18 protein-coding genes are annotated in these 15,604 nt (G+C 57.4%); 6 read left to right on the top strand and 12 right to left on the bottom strand.

The genetic code is table 11. The annotated features are described in order from the left end of the window. Positions 1 to 11: 11 nt before the first annotated feature. From ACEW8J_RS12950 to ffh, 11 genes are all read right to left on the bottom strand, one after another. Entirely contained in the window at positions 12 to 542 is a 531-nt protein-coding gene (locus ACEW8J_RS12950) for a hypothetical protein (RefSeq protein ID WP_373492059.1), read from the bottom strand. Beyond that, positions 539 to 1,300, bottom strand: a complete 762-nt coding sequence (locus tag ACEW8J_RS12945) for an alpha/beta fold hydrolase (protein WP_373492058.1) — start codon at positions 1,298 to 1,300, stop codon at positions 539 to 541. The genes ACEW8J_RS12950 and ACEW8J_RS12945 overlap by 4 nt, the downstream gene beginning before the upstream one ends. Positions 1,301 to 1,699: 399 nt before the next feature. Then, the gene (locus ACEW8J_RS12940; RefSeq protein WP_373492057.1) at positions 1,700 to 2,347 is read right to left on the bottom strand and encodes a 2-hydroxychromene-2-carboxylate isomerase; all 648 of its coding nucleotides are present in this window, start codon (positions 2,345 to 2,347) and stop codon (positions 1,700 to 1,702) included. A gap of 1 nt (position 2,348) precedes the next feature. Then, positions 2,349 to 3,110: a hypothetical protein gene (locus ACEW8J_RS12935; protein ID WP_373492056.1), complete on the bottom strand. Its 762-nt coding sequence runs from the start codon at positions 3,108 to 3,110 to the stop codon at positions 2,349 to 2,351. A gap of 42 nt (positions 3,111 to 3,152) precedes the next feature. Beyond that, entirely contained in the window at positions 3,153 to 4,178 is a 1,026-nt protein-coding gene (locus ACEW8J_RS12930; protein ID WP_373492055.1) for an aspartate-semialdehyde dehydrogenase, read from the bottom strand. Positions 4,179 to 4,262: 84 nt separating this feature from the next. Beyond that, positions 4,263 to 4,652 carry a 50S ribosomal protein L19 gene (gene rplS, locus ACEW8J_RS12925; RefSeq protein WP_373492054.1) on the bottom strand — a complete coding sequence of 130 codons (390 nt, stop codon included), beginning with the start codon at positions 4,650 to 4,652 and terminating at the stop codon, positions 4,263 to 4,265. A gap of 3 nt (positions 4,653 to 4,655) precedes the next feature. Next, positions 4,656 to 5,603, bottom strand: a complete 948-nt coding sequence (locus ACEW8J_RS12920; protein ID WP_373492053.1) for a tRNA (guanine(37)-N(1))-methyltransferase — start codon at positions 5,601 to 5,603, stop codon at positions 4,656 to 4,658. Then, positions 5,600 to 5,890, bottom strand: a complete 291-nt coding sequence (locus ACEW8J_RS12915) for a hypothetical protein (RefSeq protein ID WP_373492052.1) — start codon at positions 5,888 to 5,890, stop codon at positions 5,600 to 5,602. The genes ACEW8J_RS12920 and ACEW8J_RS12915 overlap by 4 nt, the downstream gene beginning before the upstream one ends. Further along, positions 5,887 to 6,372, bottom strand: a complete 486-nt coding sequence (gene rimM / locus ACEW8J_RS12910; protein ID WP_373492051.1) for a ribosome maturation factor RimM — start codon at positions 6,370 to 6,372, stop codon at positions 5,887 to 5,889. Before rimM ends, ACEW8J_RS12915 begins: the two co-directional genes overlap by 4 nt. Before the next feature lie 124 nt (positions 6,373 to 6,496). After that, complete coding sequence (rpsP, locus tag ACEW8J_RS12905) at positions 6,497 to 7,081, bottom strand: 30S ribosomal protein S16 (protein ID WP_373492050.1); 585 nt, start codon at positions 7,079 to 7,081, stop codon at positions 6,497 to 6,499. A gap of 43 nt (positions 7,082 to 7,124) precedes the next feature. Further along, on the bottom strand, positions 7,125 to 8,579 hold the full coding sequence (gene ffh, locus ACEW8J_RS12900) for a signal recognition particle protein (RefSeq protein ID WP_373492049.1): 1,455 nt from the start codon (positions 8,577 to 8,579) through the stop codon (positions 7,125 to 7,127). A 259-nt stretch (positions 8,580 to 8,838) separates the two neighbouring features. Here ffh and ACEW8J_RS12895 point away from each other — a divergent pair, with 259 nt between their 5' ends. The 5 genes from ACEW8J_RS12895 (at position 8,839) to ispZ (ending at position 14,206) form a co-directional block, all read left to right on the top strand. Next, positions 8,839 to 10,506: a putative bifunctional diguanylate cyclase/phosphodiesterase gene (locus ACEW8J_RS12895; RefSeq protein WP_373492048.1), complete on the top strand. Its 1,668-nt coding sequence runs from the start codon at positions 8,839 to 8,841 to the stop codon at positions 10,504 to 10,506. A gap of 70 nt (positions 10,507 to 10,576) precedes the next feature. After that, positions 10,577 to 11,383: a diaminopimelate epimerase gene (dapF, locus tag ACEW8J_RS12890; RefSeq protein ID WP_373492047.1), complete on the top strand. Its 807-nt coding sequence runs from the start codon at positions 10,577 to 10,579 to the stop codon at positions 11,381 to 11,383. Continuing rightward, complete coding sequence (gene mtaB / locus ACEW8J_RS12885; protein ID WP_373492046.1) at positions 11,380 to 12,645, top strand: tRNA (N(6)-L-threonylcarbamoyladenosine(37)-C(2))-methylthiotransferase MtaB; 1,266 nt, start codon at positions 11,380 to 11,382, stop codon at positions 12,643 to 12,645. Before dapF ends, mtaB begins: the two co-directional genes overlap by 4 nt. After that, on the top strand, positions 12,642 to 13,571 hold the full coding sequence (gene ftsY, locus ACEW8J_RS12880; protein ID WP_373492045.1) for a signal recognition particle-docking protein FtsY: 930 nt from the start codon (positions 12,642 to 12,644) through the stop codon (positions 13,569 to 13,571). The genes mtaB and ftsY overlap by 4 nt, the downstream gene beginning before the upstream one ends. Then, entirely contained in the window at positions 13,568 to 14,206 is a 639-nt protein-coding gene (ispZ, locus tag ACEW8J_RS12875) for a septation protein IspZ (RefSeq protein ID WP_373492044.1), read from the top strand. Before ftsY ends, ispZ begins: the two co-directional genes overlap by 4 nt. Positions 14,207 to 14,227: 21 nt before the next feature. On the opposite strand, the gene ACEW8J_RS12870 is transcribed toward ispZ, so the two are convergent. After that, positions 14,228 to 14,833, bottom strand: coding sequence for a superoxide dismutase (locus tag ACEW8J_RS12870; RefSeq protein WP_373492043.1), 606 nt, complete (start codon positions 14,831 to 14,833; stop codon positions 14,228 to 14,230). A 174-nt stretch (positions 14,834 to 15,007) separates the two neighbouring features. On the opposite strand from ACEW8J_RS12870, the gene ACEW8J_RS12865 reads away from it, so the two are divergent. Beyond that, entirely contained in the window at positions 15,008 to 15,571 is a 564-nt protein-coding gene (locus tag ACEW8J_RS12865) for a urate hydroxylase PuuD (protein WP_373492042.1), read from the top strand. The last annotated feature ends 33 nt before the right edge of the window (positions 15,572 to 15,604 follow it).

The raw sequence follows: 15,604 nt of genomic DNA, 5'->3' as shown, positions 1-15,604 counted from the left end.
CGTGGCGAGCGTCAAGCGCGTCGTTCCGACCAGCGCCAGATCAGCGCGACCAGTATCGCGATTGTCCCGACGATCCAGGTGACGATTTTGACCGGTCTTGCCACGGCTGCTGTTCCGGCGAGAATATCGCTGCCCTGATCCTGCAGCAGCTGGACCAGCTGGCTGATGGTTTCGATATAGTCGGTCAGGCCGAACAGGAAATAGCTGAGCACGCAGAGCAGGCCGACCTTTTTCAGCGCCGGTGATTTTGCCTGCTGCCAGATCAGGCGGCCACCGATGATGCCGCCGGACATATAAAGCCCGATGAACAGCAGATCCACGATCATCCCCCATCGGGCGAGATTGATCACCCCGGCGTCGGCCCAGCTGCGCTGGATTGCATCGACCCGCTCGCCGGTGGCCGCGGCCTGATGATCCAGGATGCCATGCGGAGCGACCGCCGTTTCCAGCGCCCCTCCGGTAGCGACCAGATAGGCAAAAAGGGCCAGGCCTCCGCCCCAGAATATCCAGAAATTGCGCCAGCTATAGAGATTTGACATCATTCCTCCTGTCGAGTCAGAAAGCGGACCATTTCCTGGCTCATTTCCGCTTTGGTGACGCTGCTCATATGGGTTCCGGGGATGGCGACATGATGGCCTCGGGGCAATAGCGCCGCCAGTTCTTCCGGTGAACCATTGTCACGATCCTCGCTGCCGCACAGGACCAGCGTTTCGGTCGCGATGGTTTCGACATCGTCCGGCTGCATATCGGAGAAGGTCCCGAGCAACAGCCTTGCCGCTTCCGGATCGATATTCTGGCTTTTCATGAACTGGATCGCCAGCCAGTGCGGATCGCCGCGCACGGCGCTGTCTCTGCTGTCGATCGCCTTGAAAAAGAAATCGCGCCGATTGGCCCAGCCCGAAAGGCCTTCCAGTCCCATGCCGGCCAGTATCGCCTTGCCGGGCCTGGTGCCGGTCACGAGCAATTTCGCTGTGGTGCGCGCGCCGAGCGAGAATCCGCCGAGATCAAAGTCGGTCCATTGCAGATGCGCGATCAGCGCCTCGATGTCCTGCACCAGCACATCGGCGGGATAGGCGTCGGAATCATGCGGGGCCTGGCTCTCGCCGTGGGCGCGCAGATCGGGCATCACCACCCGGAAGCCCGCTTGCGCCAGCGCCTCGGCATGGCCGAATTTTATCCAGTTGGTATGGGCGTTGGAGAAGAGGCCGTGCAACAGCATGACCGGCCGGCCCTCCCCCATCTCGTGAATTTTCAGGGATATGCCGTCGAAAGAAGAAAAGTCCCATTTTTTTGCGTTCATTGATCGGCTTTCCTGTTTCAAAATTTGTCAAAGTTGGGGCCAATGACGGCCTTTTGTTTATGGTCAGTGGCATCGCTTGCTGCGGTCGTGCAAAATTGGCTTTGCGCGAGCCAGATGAAACTCCAGCCTAAGGGCCCGGCCTGCCGTTTGAAAGCGCATAATCTTCGCGGTCATGACGACTTTCCCAGATTGGCTCGCCACCGGAACGGCAAAAATATAGCGTATCGCAACGCATTGGCAGCGGACGCAATCTGACATAATTGTCCCGAGAAGCCGAAGAAATTCCGGTTATGCGCGTTCTGGGGTCGCGGAAGAGGATGGGTTGTCCGGGTTGAACGGTTGTGCGCATCGGCGACAGGATAGTCGGCGGCCGAAATGCAGGAAAGGCTTTTCTGGCGCTCAGCGTTCCGTCAAGCCCTTCTGCTTCATCCGCCAGACCGCCAGTTCGATCCGGTCCTGGCCGAAAAATGGTTCGTCATCGAATACCAGGGTGGGCACGCCCCAATGGCCGGCCGCTACCAGTGCGTTCTGATTTGCGGCAATCTCGGCATCCAGTCCGTCCGGCTGCGCTGATGCCTCGGCCCGTAGTTCGTCAAGGTCGAGACCGGCCCTTTGGGCAGCGCGCTCGAGATGGTCGCCCTCATTCCAGCCTGCGGTTCCGCCCCAGATCAACTGCGACACTTCATTGGCGAATTCCAGACCCTTGCCGCGTCTCGACGCGGCCTGCCCCATCCGGGTCAGTTCATAAATATAGGGCTGCTCGTCCGCGATCTTGCGGGTCGCAATATCCTGGACGATCGGATCGGGATTGGGCGGAGCCATCGGAATCCCCATGAACTGCGCCACCCGGAACATGTCGCGAAACGTGTAGCCGAGCCAGTTGGGATGGTTTTTCTCGAAAAAATGCGGATCGCGGATAGCGAGCGGATAGACGAAGCACAGGTTGATCTGCAGATCATATTCCTGCGCTAACGCGACATAGCGCCGAGTAGCCAGATAGCTGTAGGGAGAGCGGAAGGACCAGTAGACATCTGCTTGTAGGGTCATGTTAGAATCCAAATGAATTTATTGGAGCACTGTTAGTCCGATTATCAAGGCGAGCAAACTTCTCTTCCGGCAATCCGTTATTGAGTGAAAGAAAATTCACTTCCAATTTTGGTAATTCGATCTTCTTTTTTTCAATGATTTCACCAGACTTCAAATCGAAAGAGACATAATTTGCCTCATCCTCTTCAGGCCACATGATGATCGCAATACTGCTATTTCCACTAACTTTTGGAAGATAAGCATATTTGACATTTCTGGCGATTGTATGCTGTTTTACATCAGGGAAAGCTGAAATCAGCAGATCTGCCCGCCCTTGATCATATTGCTCTTTGGTAGATGCCCATGCAACATATCCAAGATACATACTCGGATTTTCTCCGTTTTTTTCGATCAACTCCCAGTTGATAATCGCGCGAGGGTCATTGTCCTCAAGTAATTTGTGGGAGCTGCCATCCCGCAAATCCACGATTGTTATATTTTGACCTTTGTCCCATTCATAATTTTGCGAATCTTCGGCAAAATAATAACTGACCAAAGTGCCGCCCGGAACGCGCATTTCCTGGCCGCTGATCGGCATGGCCGGTCGTGCTGCTGCTCCAAAACTGTCACTTGCAGTACCGTCGTTCAATCGGCCGTGGTCTGAATAGAACCAAATCTGATAGCGATCATGAATGAACAAGAAGGCAAGTATCACCAATATAATTGTCAACGCGACAGTATTGAAGCGCGTCATCCAAAGGTAGATTTTCGAACCTAAACTCATTTGACCGAGCTATCATAAGGATTCTACATTCCCAACAGCAAACTATCCCTTTTGCAAATGCTTCCGCCCCAATAGTTCCGCGATCTGCACCGCGTTGAGCGCGGCGCCCTTGCGGAGATTGTCACTGACGCACCAGATGTTCAGGCCGTTTTCGACGGTCGGGTCCTCGCGGACGCGGCTGATGAAGGTGGCGCCGTCGCCGACGCATTCGACCGGCGTGACGTAACCCTCGTCCTCGCGCTTGTCGACCAGCATGATGCCGGGCGCGTCGCGCAGGATTTTCTGGGCATCCGAAGCGGACAGTTCATTTTCGAATTCGATGTTGATCGATTCGCTGTGGCCGACAAAGACCGGGACGCGGACACAGGTCGCGGTGACCTTGATCTTTGGATCGAGAATTTTCTTGGTCTCGACGACCATTTTCCATTCTTCCTTGGTCGAGCCATCGTCGAGAAATACGTCGATATGCGGGATCACGTTGAAGGCGATCTGCTTGGTGAAGACGTGGTTTTCCTTGGGATCGCCGACGAAGATGGCGCGCGACTGTTCGAACAGTTCGTCCATTCCGCCCTTGCCTGCGCCGGAGACCGACTGGTAGGTGGAGACGACAACGCGCTTGATCTTTGCCGCATCGTGCAGCGGTTTCAGGGCCACGACCATCTGGGCGGTCGAGCAATTGGGATTGGCGATGATATTGCGCTTGGTATAGCCGCTGATCGCTTCGGGATTAACCTCGGGCACGATCAACGGTACGTCGGGATCCATCCGGTAAAGCGAGCTGTTGTCGATAACCACACAACCAGCGGCAGCAGCCTTGGGTGCATATTCCCTGGTCGCCGCAGAACCGGCAGCAAACAGCGCCATGTCCCAGCCAGTGAAATCGAAATGTTCGATATTCTGGACCTTGAGCATCTTGCTGGTATCGCCGATCTCGATCTCGCTGCCCTGCGAGCGCGAGGAGGCGACGGCGGCAATCTCGTCATAGGGAAATTCGCGCTCGGCCAGGACGTTGAGCATCTCGCGCCCGACATTGCCCGTGGCACCGACAACTACAATTTTGTAACCCATGAAACTTTTCCTGTGGCTGATAGTAAAACAGCCGGTTTTCCTGATGGGGAGAACCGGCTGTCTGAAACTCTGATGAAGCGTTGATTATTTGGCTTCTGTGCCTTTCACGGGCTGGTTCAAACGGCGTTCCGCAATACGGGCGCGCTTACCAGTACGGCCGCGCAGATAGTAAAGCTTCGCGCGACGCACGATACCGCGGCGAACCACGGTGATGCTGTCAATGTTCGGGGAGTAGAGCGGGAACACACGCTCGACGCCTTCGCCGAACGACATTTTGCGTACGGTGAAGTTGGAGCCCATGCCGCGATTGGTCCGGGCGATGCAGACACCTTCGAAATTCTGGGTACGGACGCGTTCGCCTTCGACGACGCGAACACCGACGCGCAGCGTATCACCAGCGCGAAATTCGGGGATTTCCTTGGACGCGATAAAGGCGTCGACGGCTTCTTTTTCCAATGTTTGAATCAGGTTCATGACCTATTCCTTATCTTTATCTTTTTCCTGCGCACCAGAGGGCGACTGATCCGGAGCATCCCGGTGACGCTCCCATAAATCCGGCCGCCTTAGCCGTGTATCTTCCTCTGCTTTTTGTTTCCGCCAAGCAGCTATTTTCGCATGATCCCCCGATCGCAAGACTTCAGGGATGATGCGCCCTTCCCATATTTGAGGTCGGGTATATTGCGGATATTCCAGAATAACGTTCTCGAAACTCTCGTCATCTCCGCTAGAAGACGCGCCCATTACCCCGGGCAGCAGCCGAATGCAAGCGTCTAAAAGCACCAGCGCGCCCATTTCTCCGCCGGACAGGACATAGTCGCCGATGGAGACCTGTTCGATGTCGCGGGCCTCGAACAGGCGCTCGTCAAAGCCCTCGAAACGGCCGCATATTATGGTGACACCGGGGCCGGATGCGAGCTCGCGGACGCGGGCCTGGGTGAGCGGGGTGCCGCGGGGAGTCATGGCGAGGATGGGGGGGTGCTGAGGGTTGGAAACCGTTAGTGGTGAGCTTGTCGAACCACGCCTATCCAACGAGAGCCGCCCTTGGACAGGCTCAGGGCTAACGGAATCGGGCGCGCCCCTAACGGTCGCTAGCGCCCCTTCCCCGTTCGTGTCGAGCGATGTCGAGACACTTTCTCCCCCCACCCCGTCTCTCGACTGCGCTCGAGACGAACGGATCACCGCGGCCATCCGTTCTACCGCAAAATCCACCGCCGCCGCCATGATATCGGCGCGGAGCACCATACCGGCCCCGCCGCCCGCTGGCGTATCATCGACGCTGCGGTGCTTGTCGGTGGTGAAATCGCGCGGGTTGATGGTGTCGCAGGTCCATTTGCCCTCTTCCAGCGCCCTGCCCGCCAGCGATATGCCGAGCGGTCCGGGGAACATTTCCGGGTAAAGGGTCAGAATCTGGGCGGTGAAGGTCATCGGTTGCGGCGAGTATTCTTGATTTCAAGCACGGCAAAGGTCATGATCGAGATCACGATTGCCATGCCGGCATATATGATGATTGTCCGGACGGGATTCTGGTCGGGGCCGCTACCGGTGGAATAGACAATCCATATGATGCCGGGCGTCAAGATCATCTGGCCTGCCGCAATCGTGCCTGCCATGCGGGTAAACTGACCCTGTTTGCGGCTGAGTTTCCAGCCCGCGATGGCGGGTAGCGCGACCAGCGCAAAGATCAGGACGATGTAGAATATGGGACCAATCACGGTTCAACAAACTCCGCCAGCACGATCGCCGGGTCATTCCGCATATCGATCGCCTTGACCGGGACCATGAATTTCTTGCCGCTGGCACGTTCGATCTCGATCACGTCGCCAGCGCCAAATTCGTAGATCGCGAAAATTTTGCCCAGTTCCTCGCCCTGGTCGCTGACACAGCGAAGGCCGATGATGTCGATATGGTAGAATTCATCCTCGTCCAGTTCCGGCAAGGCGGCGCGCGGGACGGTGAGTTCGGTGCCGCGGGCGGCTTCGGCAGCGTTGCGGTCGGTGATTTCGGCGATGCGCGCGATCGCGCCCATTTTGTGGGGCTTGACCGATTTCAGGGTCAGCTTGCCGGCGTTGAAATTCTTGTGGACGGTCAGGCTGTCGAGACTGTCACAGAACAGCTTGAGCCGGACCTCGCCGGTGATCCCGTGCGCGCCGATGATGACGGCGAGCGGGACCGGCTTGTCGGGCGCGGATGTCACAAGCCCCTCCCTTTCGGGGAAGAGATTGGGGCGGGATTTTGCGAGGACCTCAGGTCGCTACGCAAGCGATGCTGGCGCATCGCCACCACCCCAACCCCTCCTCTGAAGAGGAGGGGCCTGGACATTAGCTGGCGGCCTTTTCTTCGGCAGGCTTGTCTTCTGCTGGGGCTTCTTCAGCAGGAGCTTCTTCCGTCTTGGCTTCTTCTGCAGGAGCGGCTTCGGCGGCCGGAGCTGCTTCCGCAGCAGGTTTTCCTTCGGCAGCGGCTTCTTCAGGAGCAGCTGTTTCTTCGGCTGGTGTTTCGGCGGCAGCTTCTTCGGCTGGCGCTTCTTCAGCAGGAGCGGCAGCGGCTTCCTTGGCGGCTTCTTCAGCAGCAGCGGCTTTTTCCGCTTTCTCTTCCAGACGCTCGGTGGCCTTCTCGCCTGGCTTGCCCTTGTTCGGGTTGTTCCGCGCTTCGCGCTTCAGGAGGCCGGCGGCGTCAAGAAAACGCGATACGCGGTCCGATGGCTTGGCGCCATTGTCGAGCCAATGCTTGGCACGCTCGGCATCGAGCACCACGCGCTTCTCGTCATCCTTGGCGAGCAGCGGATTGTAGCTGCCGATCCGTTCGATGAACTTGCCATCGCGCGGCGCGCGGACGTCGGCGACGACGATTTTATAATAAGGGCGTTTCTTGGATCCGCCCCGGGACATTCTGATTGCTACTGCCATGTTGAAAACCTTTCTAAAAAATATAAAAATTCAAATGATGTGATTATTTCTTCTTGTTCAATAAATTTGCCAGATCCGGGGGAAGCCCGCCGGGGGACATGTCGGAAAGACCGGGCATGCCGCCGCCCTGCCCGCCCATGCCGGCGCCTGCGGCTCCGCCGCCGCCACCAAACATCGACATCAACCCCTTGATTCCGCCCATCTTCTTGATGCGCTTCATCGCCTTGGCCATTTCCTGATGCATTTTGAGCAGCTTGTTGACGTCCTGCACGGTCGTGCCGGAACCAATGGCCACCCGCCGCTTGCGCTTGGCGTTGAGCAGGCCTGGCCGGACCCGCTCTTCACGGGTCATCGAGCCGATGATCGCATCCATGCGGACAAGAACCTTGTCATCCATCGCGCCGCCGGCCATCGCCGCCTTGGCTTTCTTCATGCCCGGCATCATCGATGCCAGTGCACCAAGGCCGCCCATCTGGGTCATCTGCCGCAATTGCGCGCGCAGATCATTGAGATCGAACTGCCCCTTGAGCATTTTCTCGGCGAGCGCTTCGGATTCTTCCTTGTCGACGACCTGAGCGGCTTTTTCGACCAGGCTGACAACATCGCCCATGCCCAAGATCCGGCCGGCCACGCGTTCCGGGTGGAATTCCTCGAGCGCGTCGATTTTCTCGCCGACGCCGACAAATTTGATCGGCTTGCCGGTGACCGCGCGCATCGACAGCGCTGCACCGCCGCGCGCATCACCATCCATGCGGGTGAGGACAACGCCGGTGAGATCGACCTGATCGGAGAAATTCTGCGCGACATTGACCGCGTCCTGGCCGGTTAGCGCATCGACGACCAGCAGGATTTCCTGCGGTTTCGAGATGTCGGCCACCGCCTTCATCTCGTCCATCAATTGCTGGTCGACGTGCAGCCGTCCGGCGGTATCCAGCAGCAGGACATCAAAGCCCTGCAATCTGGCCGCCTGCAGCGCCCGCCTGGCGATTTCGACCGGCTGCTGGCCGGCGACAATCGGCAAGGTGGCGGCGCTGATCTGCTCACCCAATACCGCCAGCTGCTCCTGTGCGGCCGGACGGTTGACGTCGAGCGAGGCCATCATGACCTTCTTATTCTCTTTGTCTTTCAGACGCTTTGCGATCTTTGCGGTCGTGGTTGTCTTACCAGAGCCCTGCAAGCCGACCATCATGATGATGGCGGGAGGCGCCACCGACAGCTCGAGCCCGCTAACGTCCGAACCCAGCATCTCGGTCAGACCGTCATTGACGATCTTGACCACTTGCTGGCCTGGCGTGACCGATTTGAGAACCGACTGGCCGACGGCCTTTTCGGTGACTTTCTCGACAAAATCCTTGACCACCGGCAACGCCACATCGGCTTCGAGCAAGGCGATCCGCACTTCGCGCATCGCGCCGCGGACATCTTCTTCGCGCAACGCCCCGCGGCCGCGGAGCTTGTCAAACACACCACCAAGGCGGTCGCTCAACTTATCAAACATGTTCCCGCCTTTCCTTCTTCAAAACGGCCAGAATTCCGGCCAACGCAAAAAGCGCCGGTGGGCGAAACCTCGCTGACCGACGTGTGAGTTTTTCTAACTCTAAACTGGACTGGCAACGCAATCATTGCCTGTGTGAACGCTCCATTAGTGCAGAAATGTGAATATCGCAAGTGCGGATTTTAACGGCTGTGAACAGATGTTAACCAGAAATTGAGAACTGTTGGGGCAATAGACTTGTCGCAACAGCGGGACAATGAATATGGCTCGACCAGAAGCCGACCAATATCTCAGATTGATGAAGAACGGATACAAGATGTCTATCGGTCGGGACGTGGTCACCGGGATCATCGTCATACTCGCGATATTGCTGTTTGTCAGTACCGGCGGGACGGTCCTGACCGATGCCATCAACTCGCTCTCCGGCCACCGCGGCGGCGGCGACAATATGCTTGTATCCGCCTTCCTGCTTAATATTGCCCTGATTCTGTTTGGCTGGCGCCGTTACAATGATCTGACCAGAGAAATCGAAGAACGCGCAGCGGCAGAACAGCGCGCCCATTCCCTGGCCGTTACCGACCCGCTGACCGGTTTGCTCAATCGCCGGACGATCGGCGAACGAACCGCGGAAATGATCAGCAACGCGCAACGGAAACAAAAGAGCATCGCATTTCTGATGCTCGATCTCGACAATTTCAAGACGATCAACGATGTCCACGGTCACAGCGCTGGTGATGCGGTGCTGAAACAGGTGGCAGCCCGGATCTCCAAGGTCATGCCGCCGCATAATCTGCTGGCGCGACTGGGTGGCGACGAATTTGCCTGCGCCTTCATATTCGATCCGGAACAGCCAAAAATGGTCGAACGGATTGCCGACGATCTGATCGACGCCATCGCGACGCCGATCAACGAAAATGGCAACCCACTCGAGGTGACCACATCCATCGGTATCGCCCGCTATGATATCGAATCGGAAGGCGTGGACGTGCTCATGCGCCGCGCCGACATTGCGATGTACAGTTCGAAAAAGCAGGGCCGGAATCGCCATTGCTGGTTCGATTCGAATATGGAGCAGGAATTGCAAACCCGCAGTTTGCTGGAAACGGGCATGCGGGCAGGCATACCCAAAGGGGAATTTGTCCCCTATTTTGAGCAACAGATCGATCTTGCGACCGGCAAATTGACCGGATTCGAGATGCTGGCGCGATGGGAATCACCAACCCAGGGGCTGATCTCGCCGGAGATATTCATTCCGATTGCCGAAGAAACCGGCATGATCGGCGAACTTTCGATCAATATCATGCGGCAGGCGCTGAACGATGCGAAGGATTGGGATCCCAGCCTCACGATTTCGGTCAATATTGCCCCGGTTCAGCTGCTCGATCCGTGGCTGGCCCAGAAAATTGTCAAATTGCTGGTCGAAAGCGGCTTTCCGCCCCATCGGCTGGAAATTGAAATTACCGAAAGCTCGCTTTTCGAAAATCTGAGTCTGGCGCAATCGATTGTCGGCAGTCTGAAGAATCAGGGCATTAAGATCGCGCTGGATGATTTTGGTACCGGCTATGGTTCCCTCGCGCATTTGCGCGCGCTGCCGTTTGACCGGATCAAGATCGACCGGAGCTTTGTTTCCTCAATCATCCGTAATCCGGAAAGCAAGGCGATCGTCAAGGCGATCAATGGTCTTGGCGAAAGCCTCGGCATGCCGATTACCGCTGAAGGAATCGAGGACAGGGAGACCGAGAATGAATTGCGGGCCATCGGCTGTGCCACGGGCCAGGGCTGGTATTACGGCCGGCCGCTAACGATTCAGGAGACGCGGAAGATTTTGTACGAACGCGATTTGCTGCCATCGGTAAAGGTGGATGAGGCTGCGGAGGTGCCGATGGAAGCCCCCGCGATCGATCAGACCATATTGCAAAAGGCCGGATAGGCCCGCTCGCGCAACCGAAAGCGAGCCGAATTGCTGGACTCACGGGAACGGCATCCCTAAATCGCCAGTCATGACGACAGGACGCTTTCACAAGATGCACGGGCTGGGCAATGACTTTGTCATTATCGACGCGCGTCATAAGGAAATCGATCTGTCCGCTGCGCAGGCCGCGGCGATCGCTGACCGGCACAGTGGAATCGGCTGCGACCAGCTGATCATCTTGCGCCCTTCCGGCCAGGCTGACGTCAGAATGCAGATTTTCAACGCCGATGGCGGCGAAGTAGAAGCCTGCGGCAACGCGGCGCGATGCGTCACCAAGCTGCTCGGCGAAGAAAGCCGGATCGAAACCGCTGGCGGTATTATCGTCGGCAGTGCCACTGCCGATGGTGCCATTGTCGACATGGGCCAGCCCCGTTTCGAATGGCAGTCGATCCCCCTCGCCTATGCCATGGATACGCTTCGCATGCCGGTGGGATGGGAGGATTTGGAGAATCCGGCCGCGGTCAATGTCGGCAACCCGCATGTCATCTTTTTTGTCGATGACAGCAATGTCGTGGAACTGGAGCGGCTGGGTGCCATGATCGAAGTCGATCCGCTGTTCCCCGACAAGGTGAATGTCAATGTCGCGCATCTTGCAGATGGTATCGTCCATTTGCGGGTGTGGGAGCGCGGTGTCGGCCTGACCCGGGCCTGCGGCACCGGCGCCTGTGCTGCCGCCGTAGCCGCGATCAAGCGCGGACTGGTAACCAGCCCCGTGCAAGTGGATTTGCCGGGCGGATCACTGACAATCAGCTGGAAGGACGGCGAGACGATCCAGATGCAGGGTCCGACGACCTATGTCTTTGCAGGGGAAGCAGACTGGGCCCAGTTCGGATGAGCGCGCCGCAGATGATCAGCATGGGCTGCCGGCTCAATATTGCCGAAAGCGAGAATCTGCGGCAGAATCTGCGCGCCAGCAATATCGATGGTGACAATCTGATCATCGTCAACAGCTGTGCGGTGACCAACGAAGCGGTCCGGCAAACCAGGCAGGCGATCCGGCGGGCGAAGAAAGACCATCCGGAGAAGGATATCATCGTCACCGGCTGCGCTGCGCAGGTCGATCCGGCGATGTTCGCGGCGATGCCGGAAACCAGCGCGGTGGTCGGCAATGTCGACAAATATGATGCGGCCAATTTCAAGCTCGGCCTGGAAAGCAACCGCCCGGACATCCGCGTCTCCGACATCATGCGGATCACCGAGACCGCGCCGCATATGGTCAGCGCTTTTGCCGACCGGTCACGCGCCTTTGTCGAAATCCAGAATGGCTGCGACCATCGCTGCACGTTCTGCATCATTCCTTATGGCCGCGGCAACAGCCGGTCGGTGCCTGCCGGACTGGTCGTCGATCAGGTGCGGGCTCTGGTTGAAAAGGGTTTTCAGGAGGTTGTTCTGACCGGGGTTGATGTCACCAGCTACGGGCCGGATCTGCCGGGAGCGCCGACCCTCGGCCTGCTGATCGAGCGGATCTTGCACCATGTGCCCGATTTGCCGAGGCTCAGGCTATCCTCGCTCGACGGTATCGAGATTGACGACCGGATGTTTGACCTGCTGACCGGCGAAGCGCGGCTGATGCCGCATGTGCATCTGTCGCTGCAGTCGGGCGACAATATGATCCTGAAGCGGATGAAGCGGCGGCACAGCCGGGAACAGGCGATTGCGCTGGTCGAGCGACTGAAGGCAAAGCGGCCGGACATCGCCATCGGTGCCGACATCATCGCTGGCTTCCCGACCGAGACCGATGCCATGTTTGCCAATAGTCTGGCGATCATCGATCAATGCGATGTTGTTCACGGCCATATTTTTCCCTATTCGCCGAAACAGGGCACCCCGGCTGCGAAAATGCCGCAGCTTGACGGGTCAGTGATCAAGGAAAGAGCAAAGATATTGCGAAAGTCCGTTGCCATGCGCGCTGACCAATGGCGTCAGACGCTGATCGGGTCCCGTCAGAATGTCGTCACGGAACTGTCGGGAGATACCGGCTATGGAGAAAATTTTGCCCGGGTCCGCTTCGACGGGACGGCGAGCAAGGGGCAAATTGTACCGGTTGAAATCACGGCCGTGCAGGACAGGCAATTGATTGGCGGGGTGGCAGCGTGAGCGAGAAGAATAGTTGGAAAGATCGCCTGTTTGGCGGTTTCAGCAAAACGTCATCGCGGCTGACCGAAAATCTCGCCGGTCTGGTGAGCAAGGCCAAGCTGGACGAGGCGACGCTCGACGATATCGAGGATGCGCTGATCCTGTCGGACCTCGGTCCGGCCACGGCTGCGGCCATTCGCGAAAAGCTGGCGGTCGAGCGGTTTGAAAAAGGCCTGACCGAAGAGGCAGTGAAGGATATCATCCGGCGCGAAATTGCGGCGATCCTCGAGCCGGTCGCGATACCACTGGAGATCGATGCCTTTCCCCGTCCGCAGGTGATCCTGGTGATCGGAGTCAATGGCTCGGGCAAGACCACGACGATTGCCAAGCTTGCCCATCTGTTTCTCGAGCAGGATTATGGCGTGATGCTGGCCGCGGGCGATACGTTCCGCGCGGCGGCGATCGGCCAGTTGAAGATCTGGGCCGAAAGACTGGGCGTGCCGATCATCAGCGGACCGCAGGGCGGCGATAGCGCCAGCATCGTCTATGAAGGCGTCAAGCAGGCCACCGCGACCGGGATTGACGTCTTAATCGTCGATACAGCCGGGCGGCTGCAGAACCGTTCCGAACTGATGGATGAACTGGACAAGGTCCGCCGCGTGCTGGGCCGGCTCAACCCTGCCGCGCCGCACAATGTCGTGCTGGTGCTGGACGCGAGCACCGGACAGAATGCCCTGTCGCAGATTGAAGTGTTCCGGGACGTGGCGAAAGTCACCGGACTGATCATGACCAAGCTGGACGGCACCGCGCGCGGAGGCGTGCTGGTGGCCGCAGCAAAACAATTCGGATTGCCGATCCATGCCATTGGTATCGGCGAGACCGTCGAAGACCTGAAACCGTTCAAGGCCGAAGATCTGGCCGCAGCCATAGCCGGGATAGAAAAATGACCGAAACAACCGCCATTGAAGAGATTCCGAAGGAACACAGGGGCCTGAGCTTTGCGCTCGATTTCGGGCCGCTGCTGATATTCTTTCTGGTCTATAAATTCGGGGCGCCGGAAGGCAGTCCGATCACCGCCGCTATCTATGGAACGATTGCCTTCATGGTGGCAATCGTCATCGCGATGGTGGTTTCCAAATGGAAATTGGGCAAGATTTCGCCGATGATGTGGATGTCGGCAATCTTGATCCTGGGTTTTGGCGCGCTGACCATCTATTTCAATGACCCGCGCTTCATCCAGCACAAGCCGACGATCATTTACGCCGGCTTTGCGATCATCTTGTTTGGCGGATTATTGCGCGGCAAGGCGATGTTGAAAAGCCTGTTGCAGGCGGCATTCGAAGGACTGACCGACGAAGGCTGGCTGAAACTGTCGCTCAACTGGGCGATATTTTTTGCCGCCATGGCACTACTCAACGAACTGATGGTAGCAACATTGAGTTTCGACTGGTGGCTGACCCTCAAGGTGTGGGGCATGCCAGCAATATCCTTCCTGTTTGCAATGGCCAATATTCCGATGTTGATGAAATACGGCTTTTCGGTCGAAGAAAAGCCGCGCCCTGACGGTCAGGACGCGGCCTAGTCTGCCTTCATCTGTTTTGGTTCAGCCCTGGTCGGCGCGGCTGACACCGTCACCATCGAGGTTCAGGGCCACGAAATCCCAGTCGATCGCATTGTCGAGCAAGGCGGACACATAGTCCGGGCGGGCATTCTGATAGTCCAGATAATAAGCATGTTCCCAGACGTCGAGCGTGAACACCGGCTTCACGTTATCAGCCACGGGTGTGTCCGCGTCATGATAGGACGTGATCTTCAGGTCATCGCCATCAAGGACCAGCCAGGCCCAGCCGCTGGCGAAATGGCCGACCGCTTCGTCCTTGAACTTGGACTTGAATTCATCAATCGAACCGAAGCTGCTTTCCAAACGGTCTTTCAACTCGCCGGAAATGGCCTTCTTCTCGGGCGACAGGCATAACCAGTGGAAGCTGTGATTCCAGACCTGAGCCGCATTGTTGAACAGGCCGCCATCGGCTGCCTTGATGATTTCCGAAAGCTTCTTGCCTTCATGATCGGTGCCCTTGATCGCGTCATTGGTCTTGCTGACATAGGCATTGTGATGCTTGCCATGATGATAGTTGAACGTGTCTTCGGAGATCAGGTCACCGAAGGCATTTTTGTCGTAGGGAAGCGGGGGAAGTTCGAAAGCCATAATGTCGTTTCTCCATTTTTTGAGATGTACCGAGTCAACGCATCAATCACAAAAAAGATGCAAGGACAATTATCCATTTTCCCGAGAAGTCCGTCGAAAAATCGATTTTTTCGTGACATCCGCAAGCAGCGGACATAACGGTGGCATATTATTAAAACCCGGGGGGGATATAAAATGGCAAAATTCTTTGGAAATCTGAATGCGGTACTGATTGTCAGCCTGGTGCTGACCATCGCCCTGATGCTGGGACTGCATCCGGGCGAGGTTACCGCCAATTCGGTGATGCGCTGGGCCCATTTGTTCTTTGGGGTGCTCTGGATTGGCCTGCTTTATTATCTGAACTTTGTTCAGGTGCCGCTGATGCCGACCATTCCAGACGAGCTGAAACCGGCGGTCAGCAAGCATATCGCACCGAAAGTGCTGTTCTACTTTCGCTGGGCGGCCCTTTTGACCGTGATCACGGGACTGCTGGTCGCCTATCTGTCCGGTTATCTCCATCAGGCCATGGTGCTGCAGGGACCGTATCGGATGATCGGTGTCGGCATGTGGATCGCGATCATCATGGCGGCCAATGTCTGGTTCATCATCTGGCCGAACCAGAAGAAGGTCCTGGGCATCGTCGAAGCAACCGCCGACCAGAAGGCAGCAGCGGGCAAGACGGCGATGATGGCCTCACGCACCAATGTGCTGCTGTCGCTGCCGATGTTTTACACGATGGTCAGCTTCAACGGCGGATAGGACTGGAACATCTGGAAGCATGAAGAGGGCTTC

The sequence above is a fragment of the Parasphingorhabdus sp. genome (assembly GCF_041748495.1).
Lineage (GTDB): Bacteria > Pseudomonadota > Alphaproteobacteria > Sphingomonadales > Sphingomonadaceae > Parasphingorhabdus.
The sequence above is the reverse complement of the archived record's forward strand: the minus strand, read 5'-3'. Positions and strand labels throughout refer to the sequence as shown.